We start from the raw sequence: 17,987 nt of genomic DNA on the forward strand, positions 1-17,987 counted from the left end.
TCGATCAGCTCTCAGCCGCGTCATCGTGCGGCTGAGAGCGGAGCCAACCCCACACCAGAACGTTAGGGAATCGTGACCTCAGCCATACCGGATGAAGGGAGAGGGCGATCCCGGCCGTTCAGGAGGCGGTGCTGCGGTCGTGCCCACCCAGGGCGAGACCACGAGCAGGCGTGGGCGGGAGCCCGCGGGAGCGACGCCGTCGGGCGATCAGCTCGTCCAGGCCTCGCGCACGGCGAGGGATGGCGAGGGTCTCGAGCCGTCGCTGCAGCGCGACCGTCTCGGCGATGCGGCGCGTGGCAGCAGGCTGGAATCCGAGACCGGACAGGAACCGCTGCTCGGAGCGGCTGCCGGTGAGCGGCATCGTCACCACGTGGCTGTCGCCGCGATCGACAGCGACCTGCGAGGCGAGCGCCATCAGCGCTCGGCCGACCCCGTGCCGCCGGTGGGCCGGGTCCACGAACAGGGCCTCGAGCTGCAGGAAGGCGATGTCCGAGAACAGGTTGACGTCCACGTGCTGGGTCAGCGCCGCACCGACGATGACGTCGTCACCGTGATCCGCGACGAGGACATTGGTTCCCGGCATCCCGCACCAGGCAGCGAGCTGGTCGGTGAGGGTCTCGGAGTCCGGGCTGCACAGCTGTGGGCCCAGCGGGGAGTCGGCGCGCGCGATCCTGAGGAGCTCGACCACCTGTGGGAAGTCGTCAGGGCGTATCAACCTGGCGTTCGGACTGTGCCGCACGCGTGCTCTCCCTCCGTGACAGCGACTGGAACCCCGCCACACCCTACGCCTGCCGGGCCAGCCGTGGGGGCGGTCTCAGTCGGCGGTGCGGCCGACCTGGTCGATGACGGCGTCGGCGACCTCGCGCATCGTGAGACGACGATCCATCGAGGTCTTCTGGATCCAGCGGAACGCCTCTGGCTCCGACAGCCCCATGCGGGTCATCAGCAGGCCCTTGGCACGGTCCACGCGCTTGCGGGTCTCGAACCGATCGGTCAGGTCGGCGACCTCGGACTCGAGCGCAGCGATCTCGCGGTGGCGGTGCAGCGCGATCTCCAGGGCCGGCAGCAGATCTGCCTGGGTGAACGGCTTGACGACGTACGCCATGGCGCCGGCATCGCGCGCCCGCTCCACGAGCTCGGTCTGGGAGAACGCGGTGAGCAGCACGACCGGTGCGATCCGGGCCTTGGTGATGCGCTCGGCAGCGGTGATGCCGTCGAGGACGGGCATCTTGACGTCCATGACCACGATGTCGGGCTCGAGCTCGGTGGCGAGCATGACAGCGGTCTCGCCGTCGCCGGCCTCGCCCACGACCTCGTAGCCGGCCTCGTTGAGCGTCTCGACGACGTCCATGCGGATCAGCGGCTCGTCCTCGGCGACGACGACCGTGCGTCGCTCGCCGGGCTCGCGCTCGGCCGCGGGCTCCGGGCTCCTGGCCTCATCGAGGTCGAGCAGCAGGGGCTCGTCGTCCTTGGCGGTCTTCTTCGGCTTGGCTTCGGTCACGTTTCGTAGCGTAGTGCTCCCGCGCCCGCTCCTGCCGTCGAGTCGAGGAGAGGAACGTCACGTCCTGTCGGGAACCGCCCGGCGACGCGCTAGCGTTCTCCTCGGCGCCCCGGTAGCCCAACCGGCAGAGGCAGTGGTCTCAAACACCATCCAGTGTGGGTTCGAATCCCACCCGGGGCACTGAGCTCGCGAAGTGCGGCGGGAGGGATGACGGGAGCGTGAGTCCGCGTGCGAGGAACGAGCACTCGGCTCGCGCGGCTCCCACCCGGGGCACTGAGCTCGCGAAGTGCGGCGGGAGGGATGACGGGAGCGTGAGTCCGCGTGCGAGGAACGAGCACTCGGCTCGCGCGGCTCCCACCCGGGGCACTGAGCTCGCGAAGTGCGACGGCGCAAGAACGGGAGTGCTCGGTGCCACCTTCTGACCGTCCCGAGTCCCATGAGCCCGACGGCGATCGATCGGCGCGCGCCCTGGCCCTGGCACTCTCGGGAGCGACCGACACGCGGGCGCTCCTCGCGGGCGAGGGTGTCCTCGCGCAGGCGGGCGCCGTGCTCGTCGACACGTTCGGGCCCGACGCGGGCGCCGTGCTCGTCGCCGACACCACCACCTGGGAGGTCGCCGGTGCGCAGGTGCAGTCGTCGCTGCGCCAGGCGCAGGTCCCGCTCGGCGACCCGCTCGTGCTCCCGGGGATGCCGACGGTGTACGCCGGGTACGAGAACGTCGAGCGAGTTCGTGAGCACCTGCGCGCGCGACCGGGTGTGCCGGTCGCGATCGGGTCCGGCACCCTGAACGACCTGGTCAAGCTCGCCGCGAGCGAGCTGGGCCGTCCGTCCATGGTGGTGGGCACGGCCGCGTCGATGGACGGGTACGCCGCCTATGGTGCCTCGATCAGCATCGACGGCTTCAAGAACACCCGGTACTGCCCGGCCCCGGCGGTGGTCGTCGCCGACTACACGGTCATGGCCGCGGCGCCGGGCCGGCTCACCGCGAGCGGGTTCGGCGACCTGATAGAGAAGGTCCCGGCCGGTGCGGACTGGATGATCGCCGACGCCCTCGGTGTCGAAGCGATCGACGACGGCGTCTGGCACCTCGTGCAGGATCCGCTGCGGGCCTCCCTCGCCGACCCCGACCTGATCGCGGCCGGTGAGCTCGGTGCGATCAGCAGGCTCGCCGACGGGTTGCTGATGTCCGGCCTGGCGATGCAGGCGCACCGGTCCTCGCGGCCCGCATCCGGTGCCGGCCATCAGTTCTCCCATCTGTGGGAGATGGAGGGACTCGGACTCGACCGCGAGCCGCCGCTCACCCACGGCATGAAGGTGGGTCTGGGCACGATCGCGCTGTGCGCGCTGTACGAGGTGCTGCTCCGGCGCGACCTGACCGCGCTCGACATCGACGGCGCGCTCGCCGCGTGGCCGTCCTGGGAGCAGATGGAGGCACGCGTCCGCGGTGCCGCACTGCCGCCACCGGTGGCGGCGGCAGCGGTGGCCGAGTGCCGCGCGAAGTACCTGCCGCGGGAGCGGCTGCGGGAGCGCCTCCTCCTGCTGGTCGACCGCTGGCCGTCGCTCTCGGCGCAGCTCGCGGCTCAGCTCTTGCCCGCATCCGAGATCGAGGAGCGTCTCCGCGCGGTCGGCGCCGTGACCCACCCGTCACAGATCGGGCTCGGCGAGGCGCGGTTCCGTGCCACCCACGCACGCGCGCAGCTGATCCGCAGCCGCTACACCGTGCTGGACCTGCTGGTCGAGACCAACCTGCTGCGGGAGTGCGTGGCCGAGCTGTTCGCCCCCGGCGGCTTCTGGAGTGCACGGCCGTGGTCGTGACCTCGGTCACCTGCCGATCAGCCGCTCCACGCCTGCCGTTCACCCACGCCTGATCGGGTAGGCGCCCACGTCGTCGAACCCCGGAGAACCTCCCGTGCTCACCTTGCCGCGCATCTCAGGCCACCGCGGATCGCTGGACACCGATCCCGAGAACACCATCCGCTCGTTCAGGGCAGCGGTCGCCGCCGGCGCCGCCCTGGTCGAGCTGGACCTGCACCGTTCCGCGGACGGAGAGCTGGTCGTCATGCACGACGCCACCGTGGACCGCACGACCGATGGCACCGGGCGGGTCAACGACCTCGACCTGGCGGCGATCAAGACCCTGCGAGCCGGCGGTGAGGAGGTGCCCACGTTCCCCGAGGTGCTGGAGGCGATCGAGGCCCCGATCCAGGTCGAGGTCAAGGACCCCGCCGCCGTCGAGCCGCTCGTCGCGCTTCTGCGGCCGCGACCCGAGCTCAGCGAGCGGCTGACCCTCTCCTCCTTCTCCGCGAGCACCGTCCGCGAGCTGGCGGCGGCACTGCCCAAGTTCGGGCGGGGCCTCATCACCAGCAGCTACGACGACGGTCTGGCAGACCGGTGCCAGGCGCTGGGCTGCCGCGTCGCTTACGTCGGGTGGGAGAACCTGACCGCCGGGGCGGTCGCCGGTCTCCAGGCGACCGGCCTCGACGTCACGGTGTGGATGGTTCACACGCGCGAGCAGCTCGAGAACGCGATCGCGTTGGGCGTCGACGAGATCTCCAGCAATCACACCGCGCAGGCGATGCGGTGGCTGCGTGAGCTGAGCGGCTAGGACGCGCCCCGGGCGGGTCAGGAAGCGGGCTGCTCCGCGCTCTTCTGTGCCGCGGAGGTGGCGTCGGCCTCGGCCGGCCCCTCGTCCTCGACCTGCTCGGTCTCCGGCTGCTCGGACGCCACGTTCTCGGCCTGCTGCACCACGGCGTCGAGGATCGAACCCTGCACTCCCCCGCCGATCGTCGCGAGCATCTGCCGCACGTTGGAGAGCTGTGCCGTGATCGCCTCGCGTTGGTGCGACGCCGCCGCCAGCTCGCGATCGGACTCGCGGCGCACCTTCTCCGCGGTCTCGCGGGCCTCCTGCACCAGCCGGGTCGCCTCCGCGCGGGCCGCAGCCAGGGCCTGCTCGGCCTCACGCTCGGAATCGGCCTTGCGCACCTCGGCCTCCTTCTCGACGGCGGCCAGTCGCTCCTCCGCACCGGCGAGCTTCTGGTCCTGCGTCGCCAGCGCACGGGCGAACTCCGCGGCCGCGGTCTCGCGCCGCTCGGCCAGCGTGGTCTCGAACTCGGTGGCCGCCGCGGCCGCCCGGGCGCGCTGGCGCTCGTACACCGCCTCGGCCTCCTCGCGGCGGGCAGCGGCCTCGCGGTCGGCGACGTCGAGGATCTCGTCAGCCCGTCGCTGCGCGTCGGCGAGGCGGCGCGCGACCTCGGCATCGGTCCTCGAGATCGACTCGTCCGCGTGGGTCTGCGCCTGCTCCAGGATCCGCTCCGCCTTCGCCTGCGCCTCGGTGAGCACCCGGTCCGTCTCCTCGCGGGCGGCTGCCCGGAGCTGGCCTGCCTCCTCCTGCGCGAGCGTCAGGATCTTCCCGACGCGCTCGCCGAGCTCGGCGAACGACGGCGGTGCGCTCGTCTTCGAGCTCTCTTCCAGTCGCGCGACCCGCTGCCGGAGCTGCTGGGTCTCGTCGCGTGCCTGGGTGTGCTGGGCGCGTGCCTTCTCGAGCTCGACGGTCCGTTCAGCGGCGGCGACGCGGGCTGCCTCGGTGGCCTCCTGGAGCGACGCGACGTAGCGGTCGACCTCGCTGGGCTCGTAACCGCGCAGCACGGTACGGAATGCGGTCTCAGACATTCATTGCTCCTTGAGTGGATGGATCCGCGTGGTCGGGTACGGAGAGGGCCTCGATGGCACCGGCGAGACCGTCGAGCTCGGCGGCGATCGCGTCGCGACGCTCCCGCAGGCTCGCGACCTCCTCGCGTGCGGCCGCGAGAACCCGGGCCGCCTCCTCGCGCAGCTCCTGGGACTCGCGGCGGGCGTCGTCGAGGAGCTGCACGGCCTCGGCGCGGACCTTCGAGGTCTCGGCATAGGCGGTCCGCTGCAGCTGCTCCAGGTCGGCGGTGGTGCGTTCTCGCACCAGCCGGGCACCTTCGGCGGCATCGGCGAGGCGTTGCTCAGCCCGCGCGGCCTTCTCGGCGGCCTCCGCGCGGGCGCGCTCCATCAGGTCGGTCGCCTCGGCGTCGGCACGGGCGCGGGTGGCGGCGGCATCGGCATCGGCGACCCTGACCAGCGCCAGGGCGCGCGAGGAGGTCTCCTCGGCCTCGGCGCGAGCCTCGGCCAGCTGCTGCCGCACCCGGTGCGAGGACCGCGCCAGGATCAGCGAGAGCTGCGTTCGGACCTTGCGCGCGTGCGCCGCGAGCTCGTCGGCGTTCCGACGGCGGTGTGCCTCGGCCTCGCTCTCGGCGCCGGCGAGCAGGCCCGCGACGGTCCCCTGCGCCCAGCTCAGGTGCTCCTGCGCCTCGGCGAGGATGGCATCGGCCTCCGCCTGGGTATCGGCCAGCGTTCGTTCCCGCGTGGCAGCCGCGTCGGCCAGCAGGTCCTCGGCGCGGGTCTGGTGCTCGGAGAGCACCTTCGTGGCCTTGTGCAGCAGGCGCTCGTGCTCGGCCGCGGCCGCGGCGCGCAACCGCTCCGCCTCGCCCTGGGCCTCGGCCAGCCGCTCCTGCGCGTCCCGCGTCATCTGGTGGGCAGCGGCCTCCGCCTCGCGCCGGGCGGCGTCGAGATCGGCGTGCGTGCGCTGGGACAGCGCCTCCAGCTCGGCACGGCCCTCGTCGCGGTCTCGCTCGGCCGTGGTGCCGGCCTCGGCGACCAGGGCGTCGGCATCAGCGCGCGCCTGCGCCACCAGCCGTGCCGCCTCGGTGCGCGCATCAGCGACCGCAGCGGCTGCCGAGCGCTCGGCGGTCGAGGTGACCGCTGCCGCTTGGTCCGCGGCGTCGGAGAGAATCTGGGTGGCGTCGTCGCGTGCGGCCGCCAAGGTGGTGGCCGCGGCTGCGCGATCCAGCTCGGCGGCCCGGCGGTCAGCGGCAGCAGCGTCGTACGCTGCCTGCTGCTCGCGCCGCTGCTCGGCCAGGTGCTGGGTCTGCTCGGCTGCTGCCTGCGAGGCCTCGGCGCGGAGACGATCGGCGTGCTCCTGGGCCGTCTGCAGGATCTCGACCGCGTGCCGGTGGACGTCGCCCACCCCCGCGGCCTCGCCCCGTGTCCCCGTCACCCGAAAGATACTAGTTGCATCAACCGCCCCATGGGGGCTCCCCGAGAAGGTCTCAGATCTGCCCGACGGGCTCCCGCTTCTCGGCCTGGAACTGGTCCTCGACGCGACCCTGTGCCCAGTAGGCGGAGACCGACAGGCGCCCGCGGTCGATGCCGCGCTCGTCGGTCAGCAGCCGACGCAGCAGCTTGGTCGCCTCGCGCTCGCCGTGGACGAAGGCTTGCACGTCACCGTGCCGCCAGCGCAGTGCCCGGACGGCGTCGACGAGCGCCTGGTCCCCGCGCTCACGTACCCAGGTCACCTCGATGCCGGGCGGTCGGACGAGATCGACGACGTCGCCGTCGTCCTCGACCTGGATCAGCGCGTGCCCGACGGCGTCGGCAGGCATGTCCTCCAGCGCGGCCGCGATCGCGGGCAGCGACGAGAGGTCCCCCACCAGCAGGTGCCAGTCGGCATCGGGGTCAGGCGCATATCCGCCGCCCGGTCCGTTCATCACGAGCGGCTCGCCCGGCTGTGCGGTGGCGGCCCACGGCCCCGCCACGCCGTCATCCCCGTGGATCACGAAGTCGATCGCCAGCTCCTGAGCCTCGACGTCGACCCATCTCACGGTGTAGGTCCGCAGCCGCGGCAGCGCCTCCGGGCGCTCGGCACGCAGCGTCTCGAGATCGTAGGGCGGCTCCAGCCCGGCGGCGGGGTCCGCGAAGAGCAGCTTGACGTACCGGTCGCTGTACTCGTTGTTCTGGAACGCGCGAAAGCCCGGGCCGCCGGCGACGACGCGGGTCAGGTGCGGGCTCAGCCGCTCGGTCCGGATCACCTCGAGCACCGTCTGGGGGCGCTGACCGCGCCCTCGTCCGTCAGCCATCCTCACCCTCTCGTGTTGGTTAGGTAAGCCTAACCCGATCGGAGGGGTGAAGCCGACTCGCTGCCCACGACCTGGGCGGTCAGCCGACCTGCAGGGACGCCGCCAGGTCGTCGCATCCGCGCACGATCACGTCACGGTCGCCCTCGGGCGTCCACTGGCAGTACAGGTGCAACAGCTGGGTCTCGCTGAACAGCCACCAGCCCGTGTACCGGTAGCTGGCGAGCCCGATGTCCTGCTGGATCGCGGGATGTCCTGCCAGCGTGGTGATCTCGGCGTCGCTCAGCGGCTCGGCGTCGATCTGCTCGCGGTAACGGGCGAGCTGTTCCTGGATCGCCTCCAGCGGCACCCGGCCGCAGCCGTCGGCGAGGCCGTCCCAGTCGAGGCCGGTGTAGATGACGACCTGGATGACGTTGAGGGAGGGCATCGGCGGATCTGTCGGCTCCGCGTACCACGTGGAGTGCAGCGTCTCGACCGGGTTGTCCTCGATGTAGCTGCTGGTCTCGACGAAACCGGGCGGCGTGGTCCAGGTGGCAGCGGTCAGATCGAGGTCGGCGAGCTGCAGCGCCTCCTCGCGCTCCTTGTCGTCCTGGCCGCACTCGAGCAGCCACGAAGGCACCTCGGTCGGCATCGTGGCGGCCTCTCCCGGCTCGCTGGGGCCACCTGAGGACGCAGCATCGTTCGTCGGGTCCTCCCCGGCGCCGAGCGCGCCGCACCCAGCGAGCCCGGTCAGCGCGGTCAGCGTCAGCGCGGCGAGCGTCCGACGCCCACGGCTACGCACCCGGTACCACGACCGAGGCGGCCAGGTCGCCGCACCCACGCTCGATCACCGCCTGGTCGCCGCTGGGCGTCCACTGGCAGTACAGATGCAGCAGCTGGGTCTCGGTGAACAGCCAGTAGCCGATGTAGTCATAGCTCGCGAGCCCGATATCCTGCTTGATCGCGGGCAGCCCGGCGAGCGTGGTCATCTCGGCCTCGCCGAGCGGCTCGGCGGCGATCTGCTCGCGGTACCTGGCGAGCTTCTCCTCGACGGCCGCCAGCGGCACCCGCCCGCAGCCGTCCGCCAGGTCTCCCCAGTCGACACCCGTGTAGATCACGATGTTGATGACGTTGAGACTCGGCTGCGACGGGTCGGTCGGCTCAGCGATCCACTCGCTGTGCAGGGTCTCCACCGGGTTGTCCTCGGAGTATCCGGCGGCCTCGTCGAACCCGGCGGGCATGCTCCAGGTGGCCTGGGTGAGGTCGAGGGTCGTCAGCTGCAGGCTCTCGTCGCGGTCGCCCTTGTCGCGGTCGCCGCACTCCAGCAGCCACGACGGCACCTCGGTGGGCATCGTGGCGGGCTCGCGCGGGCCGGTCGTCGAGGTTCCGTCGGTGGGTGCGGTCGCATCGTCGCCGCCGAAGCCGGGGATCGCGCACCCGGCCAGCAGCGCCAGCCCGAGCAGCGCCGCAGCAGCCGCTCCGAGATGACGCGTCGTCCGGCTACGCACCGGGCACCGTGAGCGAGGAGACGAGCGCATCGCACCCCGTCAGCACCCGGTCCTTCTCCGCGTCCGAGGTCCACTGGCAGTAGAGATGGATCAGCTGGCTGCGGCTGAACACCCAGTAGCCGCGGTAGGAGTACTCCGGCAGCGAGAGGTCCTGCTGCAGCGCGGGCAGCCCGGCGATCTCGAGCGACTCGATCTCGGTGAGCGGCTCGGCGTCGCCCTCCTCCCGGTAGCTCGCCAGCCGTTCGTCCATCGTCGCCTCGGCCACGCGACCGCACTCGTCGATGTCGGCCCCCCAGTCAAGGTCCGAGTAGACGACCACGGCGAGCACGTTGAGGTCGACCGGATCCGTCGCCGGTTCCGCCGCCCAGAACGACTCGATGTGCTCGACGGGCATGTCCTCGCTGTACTTGAAGGTCTCGGCGAAACCCTCGGGCATCTCCCACGTGGCCGTGGTGAGCACGATGTCGTCGAGCTGGCGGCTGGGGGCCTCCTCGTCCGGAGATCCGCACTCGAGCAGCGCAGGGTCGATCGAGGTGTGCGACTCGACGGCGTCGCTGCCTGCGCCGTCAGACCCGGCAGCGCCGTCACCGGCGTCACCGCCGAGAACGCCGCAGCCTGTCACCGTCACCGCCAGCGCGGCTGCGACCAGCGCCGATGTCCCTCGATGCCCCATGCCCAGTGTTGTAACACACTCGCGTGCCCTCACCGATGGGCACCTCACCCCGTGGCCCTCAGCTGAGTGTGAGACTGGCCAGCAGTGCGTCGCACCCCGCCAGCACCTCCGCCCGGTGGCCGGTCCACTGGCACTGGATGTTCAGCATGTCCCCCGTGCCGTAGATCCAGTAGTGCCGGACCGTGATCCCGACCTCGGGGTAGGTGCGCTCCTCGACGAGCGCGGGGGCGCCCGCCACCTCGACCAGGTCCGGGCCGAGGGTCACCCTCGAGCCCGACCGCACGTCGTGGTCGGCCAGCCGTTCCAGCACCTCGTCCACGTCGAGCCGGCGGCACTCATCGGCCACGGGACCGCCTGCGAGGTGCAGGTAGTGCACGACCGCGAGGACCTCGACGGCGTCCCGCTGCTCGTACAGGTGGTAGGTCGCCTCGTAGTGCTCACCCTCGGCGGTGGCGATCTGCGCGAGGCCCGCGTCCTCGGTGCGAAACCCTGCCGGGACGTCGTACCTCGGGCGCACGCTCACCGGCACACGGACGTCGACGACGTCCTTCTCGTCCGGTGGGCACTCCCGGAGGTCGGTGGGGAGCTCGGTGGGCCTCTCGGGAGGCGCGCCGCCCCCGCCGGCCTCGTCGGCGGAGGGCGACGACGACGACCCGTCGCCCCCTGCTGGGGTCGTGCCGCAACCGGTGAGCATGACCATCGCGCTCACGGCGCACACCACGGCGCGCCGGAGCGCGAGACTCTTCCCCGCATACGAGCCACCCTCGCACCCGTGCCCGGGTGCGCGCGATGGTTAGTTGTGCACGATCTGGTCGCCGATGGTGTGCAGCCGGATCGAGTTCGTGCTGCCGGCGACCCCCGGCGGCAGACCCGCCACGACGACCACCGAGTCCCCGACCTCGGCGAGCGAGCTGTCCTGCACGGCCTGGTCCATCTGGCCGACCATGGCGTCGGTGTGCTCGACCTGGGGGACGATGAACGACTGCACGCCCCACGTCAGGGCCAGCTGGTTGCGAACCTCGGGAACCGGAGTGAACGCCAGCAGCGGGATGGCGGAGCGCAGCCGGGACATGCGCCGCGCGGTGTCGCCCGACTGCGTGAAGCAGGCGACGAACTTGACCTCGAGCGACTCGGCGATCTGCTTGGCCGCGCGCGTCATGACGCCACCACGGGTGTGCGGCGGGACCGTCACACGGGTGACGCGCTCCAGACCGTGCTCCTCGGTGTTCTCGATGATGCGCGCCATCGTGCGCACGCACTCGATCGGGTACTCGCCCACGCTGGTCTCACCGGAGAGCATGACCGCGTCGGCGCCGTCGAGCACCGCGTTGGCGCAGTCGGATGCCTCGGCCCGCGTGGGCCGCGGCGCGGAGATCATCGACTCGAGCACCTGGGTCGCGACGATCACTGGCTTCGCGTTGCGCTGCGCGATCTCGATCGCAGACTTCTGGACCAGCGGGACCTGCTCGAGCGGGAGCTCGACGCCGAGGTCACCACGGGCGACCATGATGCCGTCGAAGGCATCGACGATCTCCTCGAGGTTGTCGACGGCCTGCGGCTTCTCGATCTTGGCGATGACCGGCGCCTTGTAGCCCTCCTCCGCCATGATCGCCGCGACGTCGTCGTAGTCGCGTGCGGAGCGCACGAACGACAGCGCGATGAAGTCGGCGCGCAGGGCGAGCGCCCAGCGCAGGTCCTCGGCATCCTTCTCGCTGAGCGCGGGGACGTTGACCGCCACGCCGGGCAGGTTCAGCCCCTTGTTGTTGGACACCGGGCCGGGGACCTCGACGCGCGTGACCACACGGGGCCCTTCGACGGCGGTCACCTTGACGGCCACGCGACCGTCGTCGATGAGGATCGAGTCGCCGGGCGAGACGTCTCCGGGGAGGCCCTTGAACGTCGTCGAGACGAGCTCCTTGGTGCCCGGGACGTCCTCGGTGGTGATCGTGAAGGTGTCACCCTCGGCGAGGTAGTGCTTGCCGTCGACGAACCGCCCGAGGCGGATCTTCGGGCCTTGGAGGTCCACCAGGATGGCGACCGCACGGCCGGAGGCCGCCGCGGCCGCCCGGACCCGTTCGATGACGACGGCGTGCTGCTCGGCCTCGCCATGGCTCCTGTTGATCCTGGCCACGTCCATGCCGGCGTCGACAAGAGCCTGGATCATCTCCGTGCTCTCGGTCGCCGGGCCCAGCGTGCAGACGATCTTGGCTCTACGCATGCATCAACCCTCGTGAGAAGTGTGGTGGTGGTGCGCCGTCGATTCAGACGGCGATGGACACAGTTGTCGGCTCGATCGGGGCTGGCAGCTCCGTGTGACCGCGCAGGTAGGAGTCGACCGCGGCTGCGGCTGACCGACCTTCTGCGATCGCCCACACGATGAGGCTCTGACCGCGACCGGCATCGCCGGCCACGAACACCCCAGGGACCCTGGTGGCGAACTGGTGGTCTCGAACGATCCGACCGCGCTGGTCGACGTCGAGACCCAGCTGAGAGACTACGCCGTCGGTCTCCACACTGGTGAATCCCATCGCCAGCAGCACCAGCTGGGCGGGGATCACGCGCTCGGTTCCCTCGACAGGTGCCGGGCGGCCGTCCACGAACTCCACCTCGTGCACGCGCAGCTCGCTGACGCGGCCGTGCTCGTCACCGACGAACTCGGCGGTCGACGTCGCGTAGACCCGGTCGCCGCCCTCCTCGTGGGCGCTGGCGACCCGGTAGATCATCGGGTAGGTCGGCCAGGGCTGCCCCTCCGGCCGGTCCTCACCGGGGCGCGGCATGATCTCGAGCTGGGTGACGCTGCGGGCACCCTGCCGGAGCGCGGTGCCGAGGCAGTCGGCGCCGGTGTCGCCACCGCCGATGATGACCACGTCCTTGCCCTCGGCCGTGATCTGGTCCGGGACCGACTCGCCGAGCGCCGCGCGGTTGCCCTGCGGCAGGTAGTCCATGGCCTGGTGGATCCCGTCGAGGTCGCGCCCGGGCACGGGCAGGTCGCGACGAACGGTGGCTCCCATCGCCAGCACGACGGCGTCGTAGCGCTCGAGCAGGTCGGTCCCGGTGGTGCCCGCGTCGAAGCCGACGGCGACGCCGGGGCGGAACCGCGTCCCCTCCGCCTCCATCTGCGCGAGCCGGCGGTCCAGGACCGCCTTCTCCATCTTGAACTCGGGGATGCCGTAGCGCAGCAGTCCGCCGATCGCGTCGTCACGCTCGAACACCGCGACTGTGTGACCCACGCGTGTGAGCTGCTGCGCAGTGGCGAGGCCCGCGGGTCCGGAGCCGATGACGGCGACCGTGGAGCCGGTGAGCCGCCCGGGCACCAGCGGCTCCACCAGGCCGTCCTCGAAGGCCTTGTCGATGATCGAGAGCTCGATGTTCTTGATCGTCACGGCGGGCTGGTTGATGCCGAGCACGCAGGAGGTTTCGCACGGGGCAGGGCAGAGCCGACCGGTGAAGTCGGGGAAGTTGTTCGTGGCGTGCAGCCGCTCGATCGCCTCGTCGAAACGGCCGAGCCTGGTGAGGTCGTTCCACTCCGGGATCAGGTTCCCGAGCGGGCAGCCGTTGTGGCAGAACGGGATGCCGCAGTCCATGCAGCGCCCGGCCTGCCGGGTGAGCGCGGCCTCGTCCTCAGGGCTCTTCTCGTAGACCTCGCGCCAGTCCTGCAGCCGGATGGGTACGGGTCGGCGGGCCGGAAGCTCCCGGTCCCGGGTCTTGAGGAATCCTCGTGGGTCAGCCATGGGTCGCCTCCAGGATACGGTTCCAGACCTGCGGCTCGGCGACATCCACGCCATCCGCCTCTGCCTGCTCCAGCAGTGCCCGCACGCGGGCATACGCAGGTGGTCGCAGCCGGGTGAACCGGCTGCGGATCGCCTCGGGGTCGGCAGCGAGCTCGCCGGCGATGCGCGAGTCGGTGTGGCGGTGGTGCTCGCCGAGCAGCTGCACGAGCAGCGTGACGTCCTCCTCGTCGGGCGTCTCCAGAGCGAGCTCGCCCGCGGCGACCGCGGGGCCGTTCACCAGCGCCGGGTCGAGGTCCAGCACGTACGCGGTCCCACCCGACATCCCGGCGCCGAAGTTGCGCCCGATCGACCCGAGCACGACCACCGTGCCGCCGGTCATGTACTCGCAGCCGTGGTCGCCGACACCCTCGACCACGAGGGTGGCCCCGGAGTTCCGGACGCCGAAGCGCTCTCCCGCTGTCCCGCGCAGGAACACGGAGCCCGAGGTCGCACCGTAGGCGATGACGTTGCCGGCGATGACGTTCTGGCTCGGTGAGAACACGGCCGTGCGCTCGGGGCGCACCACGATCCGCCCACCGGACAGGCCCTTGCCGACGTAGTCGTTGGCGTCGCCGTTCAGTCGCAGGGTGATACCGGTCGGGAGGAACGCCCCGAAGGACTGGCCCGCCGAACCGGTGAGCGTGATGTCGATCGTGCCGTCGGGAAGCCCCTCGGCGCCGTACCGCTTCGTCACCTCGTGGCCGAGCATCGTGCCGACAGTTCGGTTGACGTTGCGCACCCGGGCGGCGATCTCCACGGGCTCACCGCGCTCGAGGGCGGGCTCGGCCTGCTCGATCAACGTGTTGTCGAGCGCGCGCTCGAGGCCGTGGTCCTGACCGCGCACCTGGTGCGCGGACGACCCCGGTGGGAGCTCGACCTTTGTCAAGATCGGGCTCAGGTCCAGCCCCGAGGCCTTCCAGTGCTCGACGGCGGCGGTCGTGTCGAGCATCTCGACGGCGCCCACCGCCTCCTCGATCGAGCGGAACCCGAGCTGGGCGAGGTAGGAGCGCACCTCCTCGGCGATGTACTCGAAGAACGTCACCACGAACTCCGGCTTGCCCGAGAACCGGGCCCTCAGCTCGGGGTTCTGCGTCGCCACACCCACCGGGCAGGTGTCCAGGTGGCACACGCGCATCATGATGCAGCCCGAGACCACCAGGGGTGCCGTGGCGAACCCGAACTCCTCGGCTCCCAGCAGCGCGGCGATGACCACGTCCCGGCCGGTCTTCAGCTGACCGTCGGTCTGCACCACGATGCGGTCGCGCAAGTTGTTGAGCACGAGCGTCTGCTGGGTCTCCGCCAGCCCGATCTCCCAGGGACCGCCGGCGTGCTTGAGGGAGGTCAGCGGGCTCGCCCCGGTACCGCCGTCGTGACCCGAGATCAGCACGACGTCGGAGTGGGCCTTCGAGACCCCGGCGGCGACGGTGCCGACGCCGACCTCCGAGACCAGCTTGACGTGCACCCGAGCCTGCGGGTTCGCGTTCTTGAGGTCGTGGATGAGCTGAGCGATGTCCTCGATCGAGTAGATGTCGTGGTGGGGTGGCGGAGAGATCAGCCCGACACCGGGCGTGGCGTGCCGGGTCTTGGCGACCCACGGGTACACCTTGCCGCCGGGCAGCTGCCCACCCTCACCGGGCTTGGCTCCCTGCGCCATCTTGATCTGCAGGTCGTCGGCGTTGACGAGGTAGTCGGAGGTGACGCCGAACCGCCCCGAGGCGACCTGCTTGATCGCACTGCGGCGGCGCGGGTCGTGCAGGCGGTCGGTGTCCTCGCCGCCCTCACCGGTGTTCGACTTGCCGCCGAGCTCGTTCATCGCGATCGCGAGGGTCTCGTGCGCCTCGCCCGAGATCGACCCGTAGCTCATCGCTCCGGTGGAGAACCGCTTGACGATCTCGCTGACCGGCTCGACCTCCTCGATCGGGACCGGCTCTCGCAGCCCCTCCTGGAAGGAGAACAGTCCTCGCAGCGTCATCAGGGCCTTGCTCTGGTCGTCGACCCGGCGGGTGTAGTCCTGGAACACGTCGAAACGCCGGTTGCGGGTGGAGTGCTGCAGCCGGAACACGGTCTCGGGATCGAACAGGTGCGGGTCGCCCTCACGCCGCCACTGGTACTCCCCACCGACCTCGAGACGGCGGTGCGCCGCCTCGATCCCGCTCTTGGGGTAGGCGCTCGCGTGGCGTGCTGCCACCTCGGCGGCGATCACGTCGAGCCCCACGCCGCCGAGCGGGCTCGGGGTGGCGGTGAAGTACTTGTCGACCAGCTCGCGGGAGAGCCCGAGCGCCTGGAACACCTGCGCGCCCCGGTAGGAGTGCACGGTCGAGATGCCCATCTTGCTCATGACCTTGAGCACACCCTTGCCGAGCGCCTTGATGAGGTTCGTGACCGCCTGCTCGGGGGTGACCCCTGTGACGACGCCGGAGTGCACCAGCTCCTCGACGCTCTCCATCGCGAGGTAGGGGTTGACGCACGCGGCGCCGTAGCCGATCAGCAGCGCGACGTGGTGCACCTCGCGCACGTCGCCCGCCTCGACCAGCAGCGAGATCTGGGTACGCGTCTGGCGCTTGAGCGTGTGGTGGTGCACCGCGGCCGTCAGCAGCAGCGACGGGATCGGTGCGAGCTCGTGGTCCGAGTCGCGGTCCGAGAGCACGATGAAGCTCACGCCGCGGTCCACGGCCTCGTCGACCTCCGCGAAGATCTCCTCGAGCCGCTGCTCGAGCGCCGGCGCACCGCCGGCGACCGGGTACAGGCCACGGATCGTGACGGCCGAGAAGCCCTTGCCCGCGGTCGGCGTGCGGTGGATGTGCTTGATCTTCGCCAGCTGGTCGTTGTCGATGGTCGGGAACCCGATGACGAGCTTGCGCGCGTGCGCCTCGTCGTCGATCAGCAGGTTCGGCTCGGGGCCGATCGCACCGCCGAGCGAGGTGACGAGCTCCTCGCGGATCGCGTCCAGCGGCGGGTTGGTCACCTGGGCGAAGAGCTGGGTGAAGTAGTCGAACAGCATGCGGGGCCGCGAGGACAGCACGGCGACCGGGGTGTCGGTGCCCATCGACCCGAGCGCCTCGGCGCCGACGGCGGCCATGGGACGCAGCAGGATGCGCAGCTCTTCCTCGGAGTAGCCGAAGGTCTGCTGACGGCGCAGCACCGAGCTGCGCGAGTGCGCCACGTGCTCACGCTCGGGCAGGTCGCTCAGCCTCACGAGGTTGTCCCCGAGCATGCGCGCGTACGGCAGCGACGCCGCCAGCTCGGACTTGATCTCGGAGTCCTCGAGGACCCGGCCGATGCCGGTGTCGACGAGGAACATGCGCCCGGGGGCCAGGCGGCCCTTGCGCGCGATCTTCTCTGCCGGGATGTCGAGCACACCGGACTCGGACGCGAGCACGACCAGGCCGTCCTCGGTGATCCAGAACCGACCCGGGCGCAACCCGTTCCGGTCGAGGACCGCGCCGATGAAGCGGCCGTCGGTGAAGCACATCGCGGCGGGCCCGTCCCAGGGCTCCATGATCGTGGCGTTGTACTCGTAGAACGCCCGGCGCTCGGCCGACATCGTGGCGTGGTTCTCCCACGCCTCGGGGATCATCATCAGCACCGCGTGCGGCAGCGACCGGCCACCGAGGTGCAGCAGCTCGAGGACCTCGTCGAAGCTCGCCGAGTCGCTCTCGGACTCGCTGCAGATCGGGAGCAGGTCCCGGACCTCGCCCAAGAGCTCGGACTGCAGGGTGCCCTGCCGCGCCGCCATCCAGTTGCGGTTGCCACGCACGGTGTTGATCTCGCCGTTGTGGGCGACGAGCCGGAACGGGTGCGCCAGCGGCCACGAGGGGAACGTGTTGGTCGAGAACCGCGAGTGCACGAGAGCGATCTCGGTGGCGAACCGGGGGTCGGACAGGTCGGGGAAGAAGGGCTCGAGCTGCTTGGTGGTCAGCATGCCCTTGTACACGAGCGTGCGGGAGGACAGCGACGCGAAGTACACGCCGTGCGCGTGCTCGGAGCGCTTGCGGACCCGGTAGGCGCGACGATCGAGCTCGACGTCCCGCAGGAGTCGATCCCGGGAGGCGATCACGAGCTGCTTGAACGCCGGCATGCAGGCGCGCGCGGTCGGACCCACGAGCTCGGCGGTCACCGGCACGTCGCGCCAGGCCAGCACGTCGAGGCCCTCCTGCGCGGCGATCTCGGCAATCCCCTCCATCGCCGCGACCTGCTCGTCGGGCGCGGTCGGCAGGAAGGCCATCCCGATCGCGTACCGGCCCGGTGCGGGCAGGTCGGCGTCGACGACGTCGCGCAAGAACGCGTCCGGGACCTGGGTGAGGATCCCCGCGCCGTCGCCCGAGTCCTCCTCAGCGCCCACGGCACCGCGGTGGTCGAGGTTCAGCAGGGCCGTGAGGCCGGCGTCGACGATGTCGCGGCCCGGCGTCCCCCGCAGGGTGGCGACGAACGCGACCCCACAGGCGTCGTGCTCAGCGGCCGGGTCGTACAGCCCGCGCGCAGGCGGTACGGCGCTGAAGGGGAAACCCGAGTCTTGTCTCATGGTCATTCTTGGGTCTGTCCTCCCACCGCGACGTGAGCCGCAGCCGTTGGTGCTGGCGAGGGACGTCGTCGGCCCGAGATGTCGGTCAGGATAGCGAA

Annotated in this window: 14 protein-coding genes and 1 tRNA gene; 3 read left to right on the forward strand and 12 right to left on the reverse strand. The window is 71.1% G+C overall.

All coding sequences use genetic code 11. From position 1 onward, the window contains the following. Positions 1 to 118: 118 nt before the first annotated feature. Together GPA03_RS04370 and GPA03_RS04375 are read right to left on the reverse strand one after the other, a co-directional pair. The gene (locus GPA03_RS04370) at positions 119 to 739 is read right to left on the reverse strand and encodes a GNAT family N-acetyltransferase (protein ID WP_156250734.1); all 621 of its coding nucleotides are present in this window, start codon (positions 737 to 739) and stop codon (positions 119 to 121) included. A gap of 75 nt (positions 740 to 814) precedes the next feature. Further along, complete coding sequence (locus GPA03_RS04375) at positions 815 to 1,453, reverse strand: ANTAR domain-containing response regulator (RefSeq protein WP_421958402.1); 639 nt, start codon at positions 1,451 to 1,453, stop codon at positions 815 to 817. 154 nt (positions 1,454 to 1,607) lie between these two features. Here GPA03_RS04375 and GPA03_RS04380 point away from each other — a divergent pair. From GPA03_RS04380 to GPA03_RS04390, 3 genes are all read left to right on the forward strand, one after another. Continuing rightward, positions 1,608 to 1,681: transfer RNA gene (locus tag GPA03_RS04380), tRNA-Leu, on the forward strand. Positions 1,682 to 1,909: 228 nt separating this feature from the next. Then, positions 1,910 to 3,316, forward strand: coding sequence for a sn-glycerol-1-phosphate dehydrogenase (locus GPA03_RS04385; protein ID WP_241681086.1), 1,407 nt, complete (start codon positions 1,910 to 1,912; stop codon positions 3,314 to 3,316). A 94-nt stretch (positions 3,317 to 3,410) separates the two neighbouring features. Continuing rightward, complete coding sequence (locus tag GPA03_RS04390) at positions 3,411 to 4,106, forward strand: glycerophosphodiester phosphodiesterase (protein ID WP_156250735.1); 696 nt, start codon at positions 3,411 to 3,413, stop codon at positions 4,104 to 4,106. A 17-nt stretch (positions 4,107 to 4,123) separates the two neighbouring features. Here GPA03_RS04390 and GPA03_RS04395 read toward each other — a convergent pair whose 3' ends face one another. The 10 genes from GPA03_RS04395 to gltB all read right to left on the reverse strand — a co-directional run bounded on the left by GPA03_RS04395 (position 4,124) and on the right by gltB (position 17,889). Next, positions 4,124 to 5,170 (reverse strand): hypothetical protein, encoded by a 1,047-nt coding sequence (locus tag GPA03_RS04395; RefSeq protein WP_156250736.1) that lies wholly within the window; start codon positions 5,168 to 5,170, stop codon positions 4,124 to 4,126. Beyond that, on the reverse strand, positions 5,163 to 6,581 hold the full coding sequence (locus GPA03_RS04400) for a coiled-coil domain-containing protein (protein WP_156250737.1): 1,419 nt from the start codon (positions 6,579 to 6,581) through the stop codon (positions 5,163 to 5,165). The genes GPA03_RS04395 and GPA03_RS04400 overlap by 8 nt, the downstream gene beginning before the upstream one ends. A 52-nt stretch (positions 6,582 to 6,633) precedes the next feature. Next, on the reverse strand, positions 6,634 to 7,440 hold the full coding sequence (locus GPA03_RS04405) for a siderophore-interacting protein (RefSeq protein WP_156250738.1): 807 nt from the start codon (positions 7,438 to 7,440) through the stop codon (positions 6,634 to 6,636). 79 nt (positions 7,441 to 7,519) lie between these two features. Further along, entirely contained in the window at positions 7,520 to 8,218 is a 699-nt protein-coding gene (locus tag GPA03_RS04410; RefSeq protein ID WP_156250739.1) for a hypothetical protein, read from the reverse strand. Further along, positions 8,211 to 8,924, reverse strand: coding sequence for a hypothetical protein (locus tag GPA03_RS04415; protein ID WP_156250740.1), 714 nt, complete (start codon positions 8,922 to 8,924; stop codon positions 8,211 to 8,213). Before GPA03_RS04415 ends, GPA03_RS04410 begins: the two co-directional genes overlap by 8 nt. Then, on the reverse strand, positions 8,917 to 9,597 hold the full coding sequence (locus GPA03_RS04420; protein ID WP_156250741.1) for a hypothetical protein: 681 nt from the start codon (positions 9,595 to 9,597) through the stop codon (positions 8,917 to 8,919). Before GPA03_RS04420 ends, GPA03_RS04415 begins: the two co-directional genes overlap by 8 nt. 58 nt (positions 9,598 to 9,655) lie before the next feature. Next, positions 9,656 to 10,306, reverse strand: a complete 651-nt coding sequence (locus GPA03_RS04425) for a hypothetical protein (protein ID WP_156250742.1) — start codon at positions 10,304 to 10,306, stop codon at positions 9,656 to 9,658. Between the two features lie 84 nt (positions 10,307 to 10,390). Continuing rightward, positions 10,391 to 11,815, reverse strand: coding sequence for a pyruvate kinase (pyk, locus tag GPA03_RS04430; RefSeq protein ID WP_156250743.1), 1,425 nt, complete (start codon positions 11,813 to 11,815; stop codon positions 10,391 to 10,393). Positions 11,816 to 11,858: 43 nt separating this feature from the next. Next, positions 11,859 to 13,328 (reverse strand): glutamate synthase subunit beta, encoded by a 1,470-nt coding sequence (locus GPA03_RS04435; RefSeq protein WP_156250744.1) that lies wholly within the window; start codon positions 13,326 to 13,328, stop codon positions 11,859 to 11,861. Then, positions 13,321 to 17,889 (reverse strand): glutamate synthase large subunit, encoded by a 4,569-nt coding sequence (gltB, locus tag GPA03_RS04440; protein WP_156250745.1) that lies wholly within the window; start codon positions 17,887 to 17,889, stop codon positions 13,321 to 13,323. The genes GPA03_RS04435 and gltB overlap by 8 nt, the downstream gene beginning before the upstream one ends. Between the last annotated feature and the right edge of the window lie 98 nt (positions 17,890 to 17,987).

Origin of the sequence: Pseudactinotalea terrae, assembly GCF_009733845.1 — a bacterium.
Taxonomy (GTDB): domain Bacteria; phylum Actinomycetota; class Actinomycetes; order Actinomycetales; family Beutenbergiaceae; genus Pseudactinotalea; species Pseudactinotalea terrae.

What these genes read in the sequence shown, in the direction of transcription:
- gltB (WP_156250745.1), bottom strand. Translation starts at nt 17,889, where the DNA reads ATGAGACAAGACTCGGGTTTCCCCTTCAGCGCCGTACCGCCTGCGCGC.
- GPA03_RS04435 (WP_156250744.1), bottom strand. Translation starts at nt 13,328, where the DNA reads ATGGCTGACCCACGAGGATTCCTCAAGACCCGGGACCGGGAGCTTCCG.
- GPA03_RS04405 (WP_156250738.1), bottom strand. Translation starts at nt 7,440, where the DNA reads ATGGCTGACGGACGAGGGCGCGGTCAGCGCCCCCAGACGGTGCTCGAG.
- GPA03_RS04395 (WP_156250736.1), bottom strand. Translation starts at nt 5,170, where the DNA reads ATGTCTGAGACCGCATTCCGTACCGTGCTGCGCGGTTACGAGCCCAGC.
- pyk (WP_156250743.1), bottom strand. Translation starts at nt 11,815, where the DNA reads ATGCGTAGAGCCAAGATCGTCTGCACGCTGGGCCCGGCGACCGAGAGC.
- GPA03_RS04420 (WP_156250741.1), bottom strand. Translation starts at nt 9,597, where the DNA reads ATGGGGCATCGAGGGACATCGGCGCTGGTCGCAGCCGCGCTGGCGGTG.